This is a genomic window from Sphingomonas sp. CCH15-F11 (assembly GCF_001557005.1).
Lineage (GTDB): Bacteria > Pseudomonadota > Alphaproteobacteria > Sphingomonadales > Sphingomonadaceae > Sphingomonas.
Window position 1 is genome coordinate 1 of the sequence record NZ_LSKG01000012.1, and the last position, 16,627, is coordinate 16,627.

Sequence of the window (16,627 nt, forward strand, 5' to 3'; positions counted from 1 at the left end):
GGTTCATCCGGTCGAAATCCTCGGCAAAGGTGATCTTTTCCAGCTGCGAATCGCCCGCGACCAGCGCGACCCGATGGCCGATCGCGCGGACCATCTGGGCATCGTCGGTCGCCTCGCGGTCGGCGGGCCAGGCCGCGTGGGCGGCGGTGAGCAGGTCGAAGCGGAACGCTTGGGGCGTCTGGACGCGATACAGGCCGTCGCGCGGCACGATGTCGCCGAGCACGCCCGCCTGGCCGCGCGCCAACGTGTCGGCCACCGACAGCACCGGGATCGCACCCGCCGCGTCGTCGAGCGCCGCGACCAGCCGGTCGATCACCTCGGCGCTGAGGAAGGGGCGCGCGGCGTCGTGGACCAGCACGACATCGGCACCGCCCGACGCGGCGATCGCCGCCAGCCCATTGGCGACCGATTGCCGGCGGCTGGCCCCGCCGAGAACGTGCGGGACATCGCCCAGCGCGTCGGCGAGCAACGCCTGCTGGCCCTCGCCGATGACGCACAGCACCCCTGCGATCGCCGGATGCCCGGCCAGTGCGGCGTGGCTGTGCGCGATCATCGGCCGGCCCGCGAGATCGGCGAACTGCTTGGGCAGCGCGCGGCCGGTCCGCGTGCCGGTGCCGGCGGCGACGATGATGGCCCGAACGACGGGGGGGCGGCGTTGAATCATCGCGTCGCCCTAGCCATTCGACGCCGCCTTGTCAGTAACCCCGCAAGGCCTTATGGCGCTGCCTGATTTTTAGGCAGATGATGAGCAGACTTTCCCCCATCCGCATCGGACCCGTGACGATCGACGCGCCGGTGATCCTGGCGCCGATGACGGGCGTCACCGACCTGCCGTTCCGCACGCTGGTGCGCCGTTACGGCTCGGGTCTGAACGTCACCGAGATGATCGCCAGCCAGGCGATGATCCGCGAGACGCGCCAGTCGCTGCAGAAGGCGGCGTGGGACTGGGTCGAGGAACCGATCTCGATGCAGCTCGCGGGCTGCTCCCCGCACGAGATGGCCGAAGCGGCCAAGCTCAACGCCGATCGCGGCGCGGCCATCATCGACATCAACATGGGCTGCCCGGTCAAGAAGATCGTCAACGGCGATGCCGGCTCCGCGCTGATGCGCGACCTGCCGCTCGCCGCATCGCTGATCGAGGCGACGGTGAAGGCGGTCGACGTGCCGGTGACGGTCAAGATGCGGATGGGCTGGGACCATTCGAGCCTGAACGCACCCGAGCTTGCCCGGATCGCGCAGGACCTGGGCGCGCAGATGATCACGGTGCACGGCCGCACGCGCAACCAGATGTACAAGGGCAATGCCGACTGGGCGTTCGTCCGCAAGGTCAAGGATGCGGTGACGCTGCCGGTGATCGTCAATGGCGACATCTGCTCGATCGCGGATGCCGAAGCCGCGCTGGCGCAATCGGGCGCGGATGGGGTGATGATCGGGCGCGGTGCCTATGGCAAGCCGTGGCTGCTCGGCCAGGTGATGGCGTGGTTCGCCGAGGGGCGCGAGGTGCCCGATCCGACGATCGAGGAGCAATATCACCTGATCACCGAGCATTACGACGCGATGCTCAGCCATTATGGCGTCGAAACCGGTGTCAACATGGCGCGCAAGCATATTGGCTGGTACACCCGCGGGCTGCACGGATCGGCGGAGTTCCGCAACCGGGTGAACCAGGAGCCCGACCCCAAGCGCGTGCAGGCGATGCTGGCGGCGTTCTACGCGCCGTGGCGTTCGCGCGCGGCGGCCTGAGGGTCGCGGTGGCATCGGGACCGGCGTGCGTACCGCCGCCGGCACCCACGCTGCCTGGCTTTGCCGAGATTTTCGCCGCGCATCCGGTGGCGACGCTGGTGCTCGATGGCGAAGGCGCGATCGTCCACGCCAACATCGCCGCCGAACACCTGCTCAACCTGTCCGAGCGCGCGATGCGCCGCCGGCCGCTCGATGCGGTGATCGTGCCGCCGGCCGGCTATGCCGCGCGGCGGCCGGGGCACGGCTTTGCCACTTTCGATGCCGAGGTCATGCTGGTCCGTGGCGGGCGTTTCCGGGCCGATTTCGCAGAAGCGGTGATCAGCGAGCCGAGCGGCTGGCGCATCGTCACGCTGAATGCCGTCTCGGTCGCGCGGCGTGGCGGGCAGGGGAGCGACCGGCCTGGCGGCACCCGCGCGGCAGTCGGGGCGGCGGCGATGCTGGCGCACGAGATCAAGAATCCATTGTCGGGCATCCGCGGCGCGGCGCAATTGCTGGCATCGGCCGATCCTGCGGCGCCGGGGCTCGACGCCGCGGGACCGGGCATGACGGCCGAGCTGACCGGCCTGATCACCAGCGAGGTTGATCGCATCGCCGCGTTGATCGACCGGATGCAGGATTTTACCGACACCCGGCCACCCAACCTGCAGCGAACCAACATCTATCCGCTGTTGAGCCATGCGCGCCAGGTCGCGATTGCCGGCTTCGCGCGCGACATGCCGATCGAGGAACGGTTCGACCCGTCGCTGCCCGACGTGATGCTGGATCGCGACGCGTTCCTGCAGGTGATGATCAACCTGCTCAAGAACGCTGCCGAGGCGGTCACCATGATTGCCGCGCCGCGCATCACGCTTGCCACTGCCTATCGGCACGGCGTGTCGTTCAGCCTGGCCCCTGGCAAGCCGCGCGTGCCGCTGCCGATCGAGATCATCGTCGCCGACAACGGCCCCGGCGCGCCCGCCGACCTGGCCGACCACCTGTTCGAGCCCTTCGTTTCGGGCAAGCGCGACGGCCGCGGGCTCGGCCTGCCGCTGGTCGAGAAGCTGCTGGGCGACATGGGCGGCATCGTCCAATACGCGCGCGAGGGGGATCCGGAGCACACCGTGTTCCGCGTCCTGCTGCCCCGCGCACCCGAGCCGCGGCCATGACCCGGCAGAGCCATGTGCTGGTGCTGGAGGACGATGCCGCGATCCGCACCGTCGTCGGCCAGGCGATGCGCCGCGCCGGACACCGGGTGACGAGCGCGCAGTCGCTGGCCGAGCTCGACGCGGCGCTGGCGGCGGGGCTGCCCGACGTGCTGATCACCGACGTCGTCCTGCCCGATGGCGACGGGCTGGAACGGGTCGGCGAGCTGAGCGCGCGCGCGCCGTCTTTGCCGGTCATCGTGCTGTCGGCCCAGAACACGCTGTCCACCGCGGTACGCGCGAACGAGGCGGGCGCGTTCGAGTATCTGCCCAAGCCCTTCGACCTCGACGTGCTGACCCGCGTCGTCGCCAGCGCGCTGGCGCGCAGCCGGGGGGATGCGCTCGAGCCGCTGGACGACGCGGACCGTGCGATGCCGCTGATCGGGCGGTCGCCCGCAATGCAGGATGTCTATCGCGTGATCGCGCGCGTGGTTTCCAACGACCTGACGGTATTGATCTCCGGCGAGTCGGGCACGGGCAAGGAGCTGGTCGCGCGCGCGATCCACGACCTTGGCCCGCGCCGCCGCGCGCCCTTCATCGCGATCAACATGGCGGCGATCCCGCGCGACCTGATCGAGGCGGAGCTGTTCGGGCACGAACGCGGCGCGTTCACGGGCGCGCAGGCGCGCGTGGCGGGCAAGTTCGAGCTGGCGGCGGGCGGCACGCTGTTCCTCGACGAGATCGGCGACATGCCGATGGATGCGCAGACCCGGCTGCTGCGCGTCCTGCAGCAGGGCGAGTTCACGACGGTCGGCGGATCGCGCATGATTCGCGCCGATGTGCGCATCGTCGCGGCGACCAACCGCGACCTGGCCGCGCTGGTCCAGCGGGGGCAGTTCCGCGAGGACCTGTTCTACCGGCTCAACGTCATCCCGGTGACCCTGCCCGCGCTGCGCGAGCGGCGACAGGATATCGCGCTGCTCGCCCGCCATTTCCTGGAGCGCGCAGCCGAGGCCGGGCTACCGCTCAAGCGGCTGGCGGCGGACGCGATCGGAGTGCTGGAGCGCCACGGCTGGCCGGGCAATGTCCGCGAGCTCGAAAACCTGATGCGGCGCAGCGCGGCGCTTGGTCGCGACGAGGTGATCAGCGCAGTCGAACTGCGCGACCTGATCGGCGGCGGCATCGCCCCGGCGGAACCTGTGGCGGATGGCGACATGGACGCGGCCGTGATGGCATGGCTCACGCGGCTGCTGGCGGCCGAGCCAGGCGCGCTGGAGGACGGCAGCCTGCACGAACGCCTGATCGCGTCGGTCGAGCGACCGCTGATCGCCGCCATCCTGGCGCGGACGGGCAACAACCAGCTGCGCGCCGCCCGCGTGCTGGGCATCAACCGCAACACGCTGCGCAAGCGCATCGACCTGCTCGAGATCCCCGCCGCGACGCCGGTGCGCCGCGAGGAGCCCTAGCCGCGACGCACGTGCGCAATCTTGTGTTTTCCCGGCAACGGCATTGTTGTATCGATGCCACGTGGCAGGCATGAATGGCGCCTTGAACCGGCAGATCGCGGGCTTGCGCAGCGGCAGCAGTCCGGTGCTCGAACTGCTGGCACTGGCCACGGGGCTGGGCGTCGGGGTCGGCAGCTATGCGGTGCTGAGCGGCGACGTGCAGTCGCAGCGACTGCTCACTCCCCCGCTCGTCGCGTTGCTGCTCGTCGCCAATCTCCTGCCCTGGATGGCGCTGCTCGTACTGATCGGCCGGCGCGCCGCCAGACGCCGTGCGGCCGGGTCGCCGCTGGCGGGCGGGGGGCGGCTCCACGTTCGGCTGGTCGCCATCTTCTCCGTGCTGGCGAGCGTCCCGATGCTGCTCGTCACCGTCTTTGCCTCGCTGCTTTTCCAATATGGCGTCGAATTCTGGTATTCGGACAAGGCGCGCGGGATGATCGAGAACGCCGCGACGCTGGCGCGCGAATCCTATGAGGAGATGACGCGCTACGTCGATTCGGAGAATGTCGCGCTCGCCAACGACGTGTCGCGGATGCTGACCGAGTTTTCGTGGGACTTCGACAACCCCAATTTCGTGGTCAATTATGCGCAGGGCGTGTTCCAGCACAGCCTGGCCGAATCGGTCGTCTTCAAGGTGACCGACAGCGGCGAAATCCTGACCTATGCGCTCGTCGACCCGTATGAGACGGGCGTCGTCAACGGTATCCGCATCCAGGACATCCGCGCGATCCAGGCGGGCCGGCCAAGCATCGTCACGGTGAACGGCGAGCGGGTCCAGTCGATCGCGCCGGTGCCCAAGACCGATTATTTCGTTGCGTCGGGCCGGGTCGTCGGCGCGCGCGAGTTGATGCAGCGCCGCCAGCGTGCCGAAGCGGTCGCGGCGGATTACCGGGCGCTGCGCGAGCGGTCGCGGCTGTTGCAATTGCGCTTCAACGCGGCGCTGCTCGGCATTTCGCTGCTGATCGTCGGGCTGGCGGTGTTCGTCGCCCTGAAGGTGGCGGACCGGCTGGTGCGCCCGGTCGGCGCGCTGGTCGACGCGGCGCAGCGCGTTGCCGGCGGCGAGCTGACCGCACGGGTCGCCGAACCCGACAGCCGCGACGAAATCGGCACATTGGCGCAGGCGTTCAACCAGATGACGTCGCGGCTGGAGCAGCAGACGGGCGACCTGGTCGCGGCCAACGCGCAGCTCGAAAGCCGCCGTGCGCTGATCGAGGCGGTGATGTCGGGCGTCACCGCAGGCATCGTGTCGATCGACGACGTACGCGCGGTGCGACTCGTCAACGCGTCCGCGATGCAGCTGCTGAAGGCGAGCGAGGGCGCGACGGTCGGTCGTCCGCTCGCCGAAGTGGCACCCGAGCTCGACGCGCTGATCGACGACGGCGCGCGCGAGGCGATCGTCCAGCTCGTCGCCGGCGGCGAGGCGAAGACGCTGGCGGTGAAGGTGACGCGCGACGAGGGCGGGCACATCCTGACCTTTGACGACATCACCCAGCAGCTGCTCGACCAGCGCCGGGCCGCCTGGTCCGACGTCGCGCGCCGCATCGCGCACGAGATCAAGAACCCGCTGACCCCGATCCAGCTGGCCGCCGAGCGGCTGCAGCGGCGCTATGGCAAGCAGATCGACGCGGATGACAGCGTCTTCGCCCGGTTGACCGACACGATCGTCCGCCAGGTTGGCGACCTGCGACGCATGGTCGACGAGTTTTCGTCCTTCGCGCGGATGCCCAAGCCCGTGTTCCGCGAGGAGCCGCTGGCCGACATCGCGCGCCAGTCGGTGTTCCTGCACGAGGTCGCGCATCCCGAAATCGCGTTCCGGCTCGACGATCGGCTGCACGGCGCGCCACTGGTCTGCGACCGCCGCCAGATCGGCCAGGCGGTGACCAACATCGTCAAGAACGCGATCGAGGCGATCGCGGCGCGCAGCGGCGAGGACCTGCCGCAGGGCGAGGTGCAGGTGACGGTCGCGGCTGGCACCACGGCGGGCGAGGTCGTGCTGACCATCGCCGACAACGGCGTCGGGCTGCCGGTCGACCGCAACCGCATCGTCGAACCCTATATGACGACGCGCAGCCGCGGCACGGGGCTGGGCCTAGCCATCGTCAAGAAGATCGTCGAGGAGCATTTCGGCCGCATCGAATTCGCCGATCGCGCCGGTGGCGGGACCTGTGTCACGCTGACCTTCGATTCGGGTCTGCTTCAGAATCTGGCGGGGAACGCCGACGAAACGCTCGCCGACGCCGCCGAACCCGCATTGCCCACGCCGATCAAACGCCAAGGATGAATGAATGAAGCTGGATATTCTGGTCGTCGATGACGAGCGCGACATCCGCGAGCTGGTGGCGGGGGTGCTGGAGGACGAGGGGTACGAGACCCGCGACGCCGCCGATTCCGACGCGGCGCTGGAGGCGGTGGCGGCGCGCCGGCCCTCGCTCGTCCTGCTCGACGTCTGGCTTCAGGGGTCGCGGCTCGACGGGCTGGAGCTGCTGGAGGAGATCAAGCGGCGCGATCCGTCGATCCCGGTGCTGGTGATTTCGGGCCACGGCAATCTGGACACCGCGGTCGCGGCGATCCGGCGCGGCGCAGTGGATTTCATCGAGAAGCCGTTCGAGGCCGAACGCCTGCTGTTCCTGGTCCAGCGCGCGACCGAGACCGAGCGGCTGCGGCGCGAGGTCGCGTCGCTGCGCGCATCGGCGGGCCGCGAGGACGACCTGACCGGCAATTCGTCCGCGATCAGTTCGGTGCGCGCGACGCTGAAGCGCGTGGCATCGACGGGCAGCCGGGTGCTGATCACCGGGGGGGCGGGCGTGGGCAAGGAAGTGGCGGCGCGGCTGCTGCACGGCTGGAGCCCGCGCGCCAATGCGCCCTTCGTCATCGTCAGCGCCGCGCGGATGACGCCCGAGCGCGTCGAAGAGGAGCTGTTCGGGGTCGAGGAAGCAGGCGACCTGGTCCGCCCCGGCCTGTTCGAACAGGCGCATGGCGGCACGCTGTTCCTGGACGAGATTGCCGACATGCCGGTGACGACACAGGCGCGCATCCTGCGCGCGCTGACCGACCAGAGCTTTACCCGCGTCGGCGGCCAGCGGATGGTCAAGGTCGACGTCCGCGTCGTTTCCGCCACCGCGCGCGACCTGATGGTCGAGATTGCCGAGGGGCGCTTCCGCGAGGACCTGTATTACCGGCTGAACGTCGTGCCCGTGGCGATCCCGCCGCTGGCCGAACGTCGCGAGGACATTCCGCCGCTGGTCGAGCATTTCGTCGCGCATTACGCCGCCGAGCGCCGGGTGACGACGCCGGAGATCGCCGCCGACGCGATGGTCGCGCTGCAATCCTATGAATGGCCGGGCAATGTCCGCCAGCTGCGCAACGTCGTCGAGCGGACCATCATCCTGGCCCCCGGCAACCGCATCCAGCGCATCGACATCGACCTGTTGCCGCCCGAAGTGCTGGGCGCGCCGGGGGGCAATGGCGGGATCGGGGGCAGCGCAATCATGGGCGCGCCGTTGCGCGAGGCGCGCGAATCGTTCGAGCGCGAATATCTGCGCGTCCAGATCCGGCGGTTTTCGGGCAATATTTCGCGCACCGCAACGTTCATCGGCATGGAGCGTTCGGCGCTGCACCGGAAACTCAAGCTGCTCGGCATCACTGAAGTTCGCGGCGACGAGTGACTCCGGTGGACGATTTGCTTGCCGGTACCTAGATTGACGCCGGGCGCATCGCCATGTCGCGCGCGTCGCGTCGACAGATCGGTGTAACCGCGGCGTTCGCCGCCAAGAATAAGGGCAAACCATGGCCGACAAGCAAAGCTCACTTCAGGACCTTTTCCTCAACGCCCTGCGTCGCAGCAAGACCCCGGTGACCATGTTCCTGGTCAAGGGCGTGAAGCTGCAGGGCATCGTCACCTGGTTCGACAATTTCTCCGTTCTGCTGCGCCGCGACGGCCAGTCGCAGCTGGTCTACAAACACGCAATCTCGACGATCATGCCGTCGCAGCCGGTCGACCTGACCGCCGTGATCGAGGGCGTGGGCGAGCATGGCGGATCGAAGAACCCGCTGCTGCAGGAAATCTTCCTGAGCGCGGTGCGCCGCCAGCAGGAGAATGTCACCATGTTCCTGGTCAACGGCGTGATGCTGCAGGGCCAGATCGCGGCGTTCGACCTGTTCTGCATGCTGCTCCAGCGCGATGGCATGTCGCAGCTGGTCTACAAGCACGCCGTGTCGACGATCCAGCCGGCGACCCCGCTCAATCTGGCGGACGAACAAGCCGCGATGGACGGCGATTGAGCAACGGCTTCGATCGCGACGCGCAGGAGTTCGCGCGCGGCGCACGCACCGTGGTCGTCCTGCCCGACCAGGGCGGGTCGGCGCGCGACAGCGATGCGCGACTGGAGGAGACCGCGGGACTGGCCGAGGCGATCGGGCTCGAGGTGGTGGCGCGCATCGCCTATCGCATCCGCGCGGCGCGCCCCGCGACGCTGCTCGGGTCCGGCCAGGTCGAGATGCTGGCCGAGGAGGTGCGCGACCGCGAGCTGGAGCTGGCGGTGTTCGACGCGGCGCTGACGCCGGTGCAGCAGCGCAACCTGGAAACCGCGCTCAAGTGCAAGGTGATCGACCGCACTGGCCTGATCCTGGAGATTTTCGGCGAGCGTGCGCGCACCGCCGAGGGGCGGTTGCAGGTCGAACTCGCGCACCTCGACTATCAGGCGGGACGGCTGGTGCGCAGCTGGACCCACCTGGAGCGCCAGCGCGGCGGCGTCGGCTTTCTGGGCGGTCCGGGCGAAACCCAGATCGAGGCCGACCGTCGGATGATCCGCGATCGCATGACCAAGCTGCGCCGCGAGCTCGAGCAGGTGAGCCGCACCCGCACGCTCCACCGCGACCGGCGCCAGCGCGCGCCATGGCCCGTCATCGCGCTGGTCGGCTATACCAATGCGGGCAAGTCGACGCTGTTCAACCGGCTGACCGGGGCGGACGTGATGGCTGAAAATCTTCTGTTCGCGACACTCGATCCGACGCTGCGCCAGATCGCGCTGCCCGGTATCGACAAGGCGATCCTGTCGGACACGGTGGGGTTCGTGTCCGACCTGCCGACGCAGCTGGTCGCCGCGTTCAAGGCGACGCTGGAGGAAGTGGTGTCGGCCGATCTGCTGGTCCATGTCCGCGACATCGCGCACCCCGACAGCCTGGCGCAGCGCGACGATGTCGAGGGCGTGCTGAAGGATCTGGGCGTCGCCGACACGACCCCGCGGATCGAGGCATGGAACAAGACCGACCTGCTCGATGCGGACGATGCCGCCGAAGTGCTGGGCGAGGCGGCGCGGCGCGAGGATGTCGTGGCGGTGTCGGCGCTGACCGGCGACGGGGTGGAGGCCCTGACCGCGCGGATCGCCGAGCTGCTGACCGCCAGCCACCGCCGCTATCGCATCACGCTCGACATGGGCGACGGCGCGGGCGCGGCATGGCTGCACCAGCATGGCGAGGTGCTGACGCACTGGACCGAGGACGAGCAGGCGCAGTTCGAGGTGCGAATGGCGCCGCGCGAATATGAGCGGTTTTTGCGGCGGTAGGGGGCTTGGCTGCTTCCGGATCTTGAATGATATTCAATCGCTCATCCTGAGAGGCTGACCGGGAATAGACATCCTGCAAAATCCAGCCCATTTCTTCCCGTCGCCCCGGCCTTGAGCCGGGGCCCCGCTGTCTGATCCGGCGCGAGAAGAAGCGGGACCCCGGCTCAAGGCCGGGGTGACGAGAAAAATGCGATCCGTTCCTCGATCAAATGCACATTCCGAGTCAGACTCTGAGTAGCTGCTTCGACAAGCTCAAGGGCTACCCAGGATGAGCGGATGGGAAATTGATGGAAACGTAGGAGGCACCCCCCTCAGTTCATCAGTTCCACTGCCATCGCGGTCGCTTCGCCGCCGCCGATGCACAGCGAGGCGAGGCCGCGCTTCTGGCCGTTGGCCTGCAGCGCCGACAGGAGCGTCGCCAGGATGCGCGCGCCGCTGGCCCCGATCGGGTGGCCGAGTGCGCAGGCACCGCCATTCACGTTCAGCACGTCATGCGAAATCGACAGGTCGCGCATCGCGATCATCGCGACGACGGCGAATGCCTCATTGACCTCGAACAGGTCGACATCGCCGATCCCCCACCCCGCGCGGTCGAGCGCCTTCCGCATCGCATCCACCGGCGCGGTGGTGAAGCGGGCGGGGGCGTGCGCATGCGCGCCGTGCGCGACGATACGCGCAACCGGATCGAGACCCAGCCGCTCGGCGACGCTCGCGCGCGTCATCACCAGCGCGGCCGCGCCGTCGGAGATCGACGAGGCGTTGGCTGCGGTGATCGTCCCGTCTTTCGCAAACGCGGGCTTGAGCGTCGGAATCTTGGCGGGATCGCCCTTTAGCGGCTGTTCGTCCTTGTCGACGACGCTGATGCCCCTGCGGCCCTGAACCTCGACGGCGACGATCTCCCGGTCGAACCCGCCCGTATTCTGGGCACGCTTGGCACGTTCGAGCGAGGCGATGGCATAGGCATCCTGCTGGTCGCGGGTGAACTGATATTCGCCGGCAGTCTCCTCGGCAAAGCTGCCCATCAGCCGGCCGGGCTCATAGGCGTCCTCGAGCCCGTCGAGATACATATGGTCGATCAGGCGATCATGGCCGATCCGCGCGCCGCCGCGATGGCGCGTCGACAGATAGGGCGCGTTGGTCATGCTCTCCATGCCGCCCGCGACGATCAGGTCGGCGGAGCCGGCCGCAAGCGCGTCGGTCGCCATGATCGCGGCCTGCATCCCCGATCCGCACATCTTGTTGACCGTCGTTGCCTCGACATGGCTCGGCAGCCCCGCGCCGAGCGCCGCCTGGCGCGCCGGGGCCTGACCCAGCCCGGCGGGCAGCACGCAGCCCATATAGATGCGCTCGATCGCCTCGCCCGACAGCCCCGCGCGCTCGACCGCCGCACCGACTGCGGTTGCGCCCAGATGAGTCGCCGACGCGTCGGTCAGCAGCCCCTGGAAGCTGCCCATCGGTGTGCGGGCATAGGAAAGAATCACGATGGGATCGGCGGACATTTGCGGCGCTCCGGCGGTTGAACCGTCGCGGCGAGACGCGAACTGGTTCGGATGTTTTTTTGCCGTTGGTGTCGAGCGCAGTCGAGACACGCTCTGTTGGACAGCGTGTCTCGACTTCGCTCGACACGAACGGAGCTTGGTTGACCGCCAGGCTTTTACTCGGGCCGTCGGGGATTTGCAAAACCATTGCCGGGCCGCGCAGCGCGGCATAGGCGCTGAAGGGATGAGATCGAATGGAAGACAGCCTGATCGTCGGCGTGCTGAAATGGTTCGCCACCGGCACGGGGATTACCGCGGCGCTGATGGTGTCGCTCGACAGCGGGCGGCGGGTGACGGGGTGGGGCTTCGTCATCTTCGTCGTCTCGTCGATCGCGTGGATCAGCGGTGCGGCGCTGACCGGCGACGGCGCGTTGATCACGCAGAACGCCGTCCTGTTCGCGATCAACGTATTCGGCGTCTATCGCTATCTGGTCCGCAAAAAGGGTGACGACTGACGCGATCTGGTGGGGCGCGGGGCTGGGCGGGCTCGGCCTGATCCTGGGCAGCTTCATCGCGACGGTCGTGTTGCGCGGCGTCGCGGGGGAGAGTGCGCTGAGGGGCCGCTCACGCTGCGACGGGTGCGGGGCGACGCTGGGGCCGGTCGAGCTGGTGCCGGTGCTGAGCTTCGTGGTGCAGCGCGGGCGGTGTCGACGCTGCGACGGGGCGATCGACCCGAGCCATTTGTGGATCGAATTACTGGCGGGCGCGATCGGGCTGGTTGCCGGGCTGGCCGCACCGGGCTGGGCCGGAGTAGCGGGCGCGGTGTTCGGATGGCTGCTGCTAATGCTTGCGGCGTTCGACCTTGCCGCGTTCTGGCTGCCCAATTGGGGCAATGCGCTGCTGGCGGTCGCCGGGCTGGCGAGCGGGGTGGCGGGGCTTGATCCGCGGCTTACCGACCGCCTGATCGGCGGCGCGGCGGGCTTTGCGCTGCTGTGGAGCGTGGCCGCAGTCTATCAGCGGCTGCGCGGCCGCGTGGGGCTGGGCGGCGGCGACCCCAAGCTGTTCGGCGCAATCGGGCTGTGGCTGGGGTGGCGGGCGTTGCCGATGGTGTTGCTGGCCGCATGCCTGCTCGGGCTGGCCGTCGCGCTGGTCATGCGATTGCGCGGGCGCGAAGTGACGGGGGCGACGCGGCTGCCGCTGGGGACGCTGCTGGCGGTGGCGGGGTTTGGGGTGTGGGTGATGGGGTAGCGGGATCAGTTCACCAGATTGTGGGTGAATGCGATCCAGGCCGGCGAGTTGAGAAGATAGCCGGCCAGCAACTGCACCGCGAACGAGATGCCCGCCGCCGGGAGCAGGACCGGATGCGGCCGGCCCCGCGTCGCGATGTCATAGACGATCATCGACAGGATCAGCAGGTCGCCCGCCAGATAGACGCCGGGGATGATCGTGAACGGTGCCGGCCCGCCGGTCAGCAGGCGGACGATCCGGCCGAATCCCGCGCCGATGATCGTCAACGTGCCGACGAAGATCAGGCGCTTATGCGCCGCAGCATGTTTGCGCCAGATCACCGCAGCGGCGATGAACCCCGCAAAGGTGGCGATGTTCAGAAGCTGAATGGCCAAGAAATGGGGCGGTTGACGCGCTTCATGCGCGAAATGCATCGTGAGCGCCGCCGCCGGACCAGCCACCACGACCGCGACCGCAAGCGCGACGCCGATCACCCCCATGCGGCGGTGCCATCGCACCATGCCCGTGCGGATCAGTGTGACCTGTGACGCGAGGAAAACCAGCCAGCCGAAGAACACCACCGCGTGGACGTGAATGATCCACGGATAGGGTCGCACATTGCCGTCCATGCGCTGGATGACTTCGGGGACGAACCCGAGCAGCAGGATCGCCCAGATGACGACGACCAGCGCCGGGAAGAAATAGGCGTCGCCAGGATGATGCGATCGGAAACGGCGATCGCGCTCGAGTCCGGGATCGCGTGACGCATCAACGATTGAAGCCATGGCCGACTGCCCCCCGACCGCGCGCGCCCCACTGCGCGCGCCGTACATACCATAGCAGGCAGGATTGGAGAAGGTTTGACCGGTTGGCTGAGGGGTGCCGCGCCCCCGCGGCGATCGATCGACTAGATCGGCGTTCACTCCCTATTTCATGGCCCCAAACAACCGCCCCAGAAACACCGTCTCCACCTCGCGCCGCAGGTCATTGTTCGGCTTCTTCTGGAACCCATGGCCTTCGTCGGCGAACAGGACGTACCAGGTGTCGACGCCGTTGGCGCGGAGCTTGGCGACGACCTGGTCGGACTCGGATTGCGGCACGCGGGGGTCGTTGGCGCCTTGCATCACCAGCATCGGCTTGGTGATCTTCTGGACGTTGCCGAGCGGCGAGATGCGAGCGAAGACCTCGCGCATCCTGGGGTCGCGCTCGTCGCCATATTCGGCGCGGCGGTTGTCGCGGCGATAGGCTTCGGTATTGGTCAGGAACGACACCCAGTCGCTGATGCCATAGCGTTCGACGCCGCCGACCAGTCGGTCGGAATAATGCGTCATCACCGCCAGCGACATGTAGCCGCCATAGGATTGGCCATAGACCGCGACGCGCTTCGGATCGAGGCCGGGCTGGGTGGCGATCCAGTCGAGCAGCGCGCCGATGTCCTTGACCGAATCCTCGCGCTTTTCGGCATTGTCGAGGTTGAGATAGCGTTTGCCATAGCCGTCGGAGCCGCGGACATTGGGGAGGATCACCGTCGCCTTGAGCACGTCGGCGAAATACTGCGCGCCATAGTTCCAGTTGGGCCGCGTCTGTGCCTCCGGCCCGCCATGGATGTCGATGATGACCGGGGTGCGCTGGTCGGCGGGAATGCCGGTCGGGCGATAGACGAAGGCGGGGACCGACAAGCCGTCGAATGACTTGAAGCGGATCAGCCTCGGCTCGGCGAGCTTTGTAGGATCAAGTTCGCCCAGTTCAGACTGGGTCCAGCGGGTGAGCTGGCCGCCGGTCACGTCCCAGCTCCACACGTCGCCCGCGGACGCGGTGCCGCTGAGCCCGATCGCGAGCTTGCCGCCATCGGGCGAGAAGTCGAGCGCGGTCAGCACGCCGGTCGGCAGGTCGGGCTGGGGCAGCGCGCGGCGGGTGCGGAAATCCTGCACGACGACCTTAGACACGCCGTCCTGGTTGATCGAATAGGCGAGGATGCGGCCGTCGTCGCTCAGGTCATAGGCTTCGATGTCCCAGTCGAGCGGCGGGCTGACCGCGCGGGCGGCGCCGGTCTTGAGGTCGATCTCGACCAGCCGGCGGACGTCGCTGTCGCCGTCGCTGATCGTCAGGATGCGGGTACCGCCGGGCAGGAAGCGGGGATTCTCGTAGCGCGCGGGCGCGGCCTTGGGTGCGATTCGGCTCGCCTTGCCGCTGGCGAGATCGAGCAGGAACAGCTGGCTTTCACGGTTGGACAGATTGCGCGAGAAGATGAGCTGGCCGTTGTCGGGCGACAGATCCTCCGGCTGGACCGCGCCGTCGGCCTGATAGAGCGTGCGCGCCGCGCCGCCGGTCGTCGGGTCGGTGGCGAGCAGGGTATAGGCGGCGGTCCCCTTGGTCGCGCGGGTCCAGACGAGCAGGCGGCCGTCGCGGCTGAACACCGGCGATCCGTTCCGCGTCGTCCCGCCCTCGGTCAGCCGGGTGGCGGTACCGGCCAGGCCCCGTGCATAGAGCTGGAACCATTCGTCGCCGCCATTGTCGCGGGTCAGGATGAAGCGGTCGGTGCCGGGGATGACCCGCGCATCGGCGACCGGTTCGCTGCCATAGGTGATCTGGGTGCGCGCCGCACCGGGCGCGGCGACACGGTGCAGCTGCTGGGTCGCGCCGAAGCGGGTGGTGATCAGCATGGAGCCGTCGGGCAGCCAGTCCTCGAAACTTGCCGACCGGCTGTTCTGGTAACGCTGCACCGCCTCACGGACCTCGGCCGGGATTTCCGGCACGTTCTGAAGCGTCGCGCTGCCCTGTTGGCGGGTGGTGACTTGTGCCTGCTGCGCGAGCGCGGCGGGTGCGAGCGCGATCAACGCGGCGGACAGGAACAGATGACGCATCGAAACTCCCCGGATCATTTGATTATGCGCAACGTCTCGCAATCCCGGGGGTTTGGGTCAATGTCCGAAGCTTGCCGCGCCTTCGCAATGCGTTATTACGTGGCGAAACAAAACTGATCTGGAGAGCCGGGATGACGGAGATTCGCGAACTGCTCGAGCGCCAGCGTGCCGCATTCAATGCGGAGCTGCCCGTGACGATGGCCACGCGACGCGACCGGCTGAAACGATCGGTCGCGATGCTGACCGACAATTCGGCGCGCTTCTGCGATGCGCTGTCGGAGGATTTCGGCCATCGCAGCCGCGAACAGTCGATGATCACCGACATCGCGGCGTCGGTCGCGCCGCTGAAACACGCCTTGGCCAAGCTGGAGGCGTGGGCGCGGCCCGAAAAGGTGCCGGTGCGCTTTCCGCTCGGGCTGCTGGGCGCAAAGGCGTGGATCGAATATCAGCCCAAGGGCGTGGTCGGCGTGATCTCGCCGTGGAATTTCCCGGTCAATCTGGTGATGTCGCCGCTCGCCGGGGTGTTCGCCGCGGGTAACCGCGCGATGGTCAAGACCAGCGAGTTTACTCCGGCGACGGCTGCCTTGTTCGAGGAGCTGGCGGCGAAATACTTCGCGGCGGACGAGCTGGTGTTCGTGAGCGGCGGGCCGGACGTGGGGAAGGCGTTTGCCGAGCTGCCCTTCGATCACCTGATCTTCACCGGCGCGACCGGTATCGGCCGCCACATCTTGCACGCCGCTGCCGACAATCTGACTCCGGTGACGCTCGAGCTCGGCGGCAAGTCGCCGGTGATCGTCGGCCAGTCGGCGGATGCGACGCGCACCGCCGAACGGGTGACGATGGGCAAGATGATGAATGCGGGGCAAATCTGCCTCGCGCCCGATTATCTGCTGGTGCCGCAGGCGCGCGAGGCGGAGATGGTCGACGCGATCAAGGGGGCGGCCACGCGCTTCTACCCGACCATCCTCGACAATCCCGATTACACGTCGATCATCAACGATCGCCACCACCAGCGCCTGACCGGCTGGATTGAGGACGCGCGCGCCAAGGGCGCGACGGTCGAGGTGGTCAACCCCGCCAACGAGGATTTCGCCAGCTCGAACAGCCGCAAGATGCCACTGCATATCG

14 protein-coding genes are annotated in these 16,627 nt (G+C 68.2%); 10 read left to right on the top strand and 4 right to left on the bottom strand.

The genetic code is table 11. The features are described 5' to 3' along the window. A partial coding sequence (gene ispD / locus AX709_RS01315; RefSeq protein ID WP_156454096.1) for a 2-C-methyl-D-erythritol 4-phosphate cytidylyltransferase occupies positions 1–664 on the bottom strand: 664 nt, incomplete at its 3' end. A gap of 80 nt (positions 665–744) precedes the next feature. On the opposite strand from ispD, the gene dusB reads away from it, so the two are divergent. The 7 genes from dusB to hflX all read left to right on the top strand — a co-directional run bounded on the left by dusB (position 745) and on the right by hflX (position 9,930). Further along, a complete protein-coding gene (gene dusB, locus AX709_RS01320) occupies positions 745–1,743 on the top strand; it encodes a tRNA dihydrouridine synthase DusB (protein WP_066545945.1) in 999 nt (332 codons plus the stop codon). Between the two features lie 8 nt (positions 1,744–1,751). Beyond that, complete coding sequence (locus AX709_RS01325) at positions 1,752–2,888, top strand: two-component system sensor histidine kinase NtrB (RefSeq protein WP_066545942.1); 1,137 nt, start codon at positions 1,752–1,754, stop codon at positions 2,886–2,888. Then, entirely contained in the window at positions 2,885–4,330 is a 1,446-nt protein-coding gene (gene ntrC, locus AX709_RS01330; protein WP_066545922.1) for a nitrogen regulation protein NR(I), read from the top strand. The genes AX709_RS01325 and ntrC overlap by 4 nt, the downstream gene beginning before the upstream one ends. An 82-nt stretch (positions 4,331–4,412) precedes the next feature. Next, entirely contained in the window at positions 4,413–6,647 is a 2,235-nt protein-coding gene (locus AX709_RS01335; protein ID WP_231727384.1) for a sensor histidine kinase NtrY-like, read from the top strand. Positions 6,648–6,651: 4 nt separating this feature from the next. Further along, on the top strand, positions 6,652–8,031 hold the full coding sequence (gene ntrX, locus AX709_RS01340; protein ID WP_066479817.1) for a nitrogen assimilation response regulator NtrX: 1,380 nt from the start codon (positions 6,652–6,654) through the stop codon (positions 8,029–8,031). Positions 8,032–8,152: 121 nt separating this feature from the next. Then, complete coding sequence (gene hfq, locus AX709_RS01345; protein WP_066545926.1) at positions 8,153–8,647, top strand: RNA chaperone Hfq; 495 nt, start codon at positions 8,153–8,155, stop codon at positions 8,645–8,647. After that, entirely contained in the window at positions 8,644–9,930 is a 1,287-nt protein-coding gene (gene hflX / locus AX709_RS01350; protein ID WP_066545929.1) for a GTPase HflX, read from the top strand. The genes hfq and hflX overlap by 4 nt, the downstream gene beginning before the upstream one ends. A 311-nt stretch (positions 9,931–10,241) precedes the next feature. On the opposite strand, the gene AX709_RS01355 is transcribed toward hflX, so the two are convergent. After that, positions 10,242–11,429: an acetyl-CoA C-acyltransferase gene (locus tag AX709_RS01355; protein ID WP_066545932.1), complete on the bottom strand. Its 1,188-nt coding sequence runs from the start codon at positions 11,427–11,429 to the stop codon at positions 10,242–10,244. 233 nt (positions 11,430–11,662) lie between these two features. Here AX709_RS01355 and AX709_RS01360 point away from each other — a divergent pair, with 233 nt between their 5' ends. Together AX709_RS01360 and AX709_RS01365 are read left to right on the top strand one after the other, a co-directional pair. Further along, complete coding sequence (locus AX709_RS01360) at positions 11,663–11,923, top strand: hypothetical protein (protein ID WP_156437732.1); 261 nt, start codon at positions 11,663–11,665, stop codon at positions 11,921–11,923. Beyond that, positions 11,913–12,656 (top strand): prepilin peptidase, encoded by a 744-nt coding sequence (locus AX709_RS01365; protein ID WP_231727385.1) that lies wholly within the window; start codon positions 11,913–11,915, stop codon positions 12,654–12,656. The genes AX709_RS01360 and AX709_RS01365 overlap by 11 nt, the downstream gene beginning before the upstream one ends. A gap of 5 nt (positions 12,657–12,661) precedes the next feature. Here AX709_RS01365 and AX709_RS01370 read toward each other — a convergent pair whose 3' ends face one another. Together AX709_RS01370 and AX709_RS01375 are read right to left on the bottom strand one after the other, a co-directional pair. Then, a complete protein-coding gene (locus tag AX709_RS01370) occupies positions 12,662–13,420 on the bottom strand; it encodes a hypothetical protein (RefSeq protein ID WP_156454097.1) in 759 nt (252 codons plus the stop codon). Between the two features lie 141 nt (positions 13,421–13,561). Next, entirely contained in the window at positions 13,562–15,499 is a 1,938-nt protein-coding gene (locus AX709_RS01375) for a S9 family peptidase (protein WP_156454098.1), read from the bottom strand. Between the two features lie 131 nt (positions 15,500–15,630). On the opposite strand from AX709_RS01375, the gene AX709_RS01380 reads away from it, so the two are divergent. Then, positions 15,631–16,627 (top strand): aldehyde dehydrogenase family protein (locus tag AX709_RS01380; RefSeq protein ID WP_066545940.1); only part of this gene is annotated, 997 nt, incomplete at its 3' end.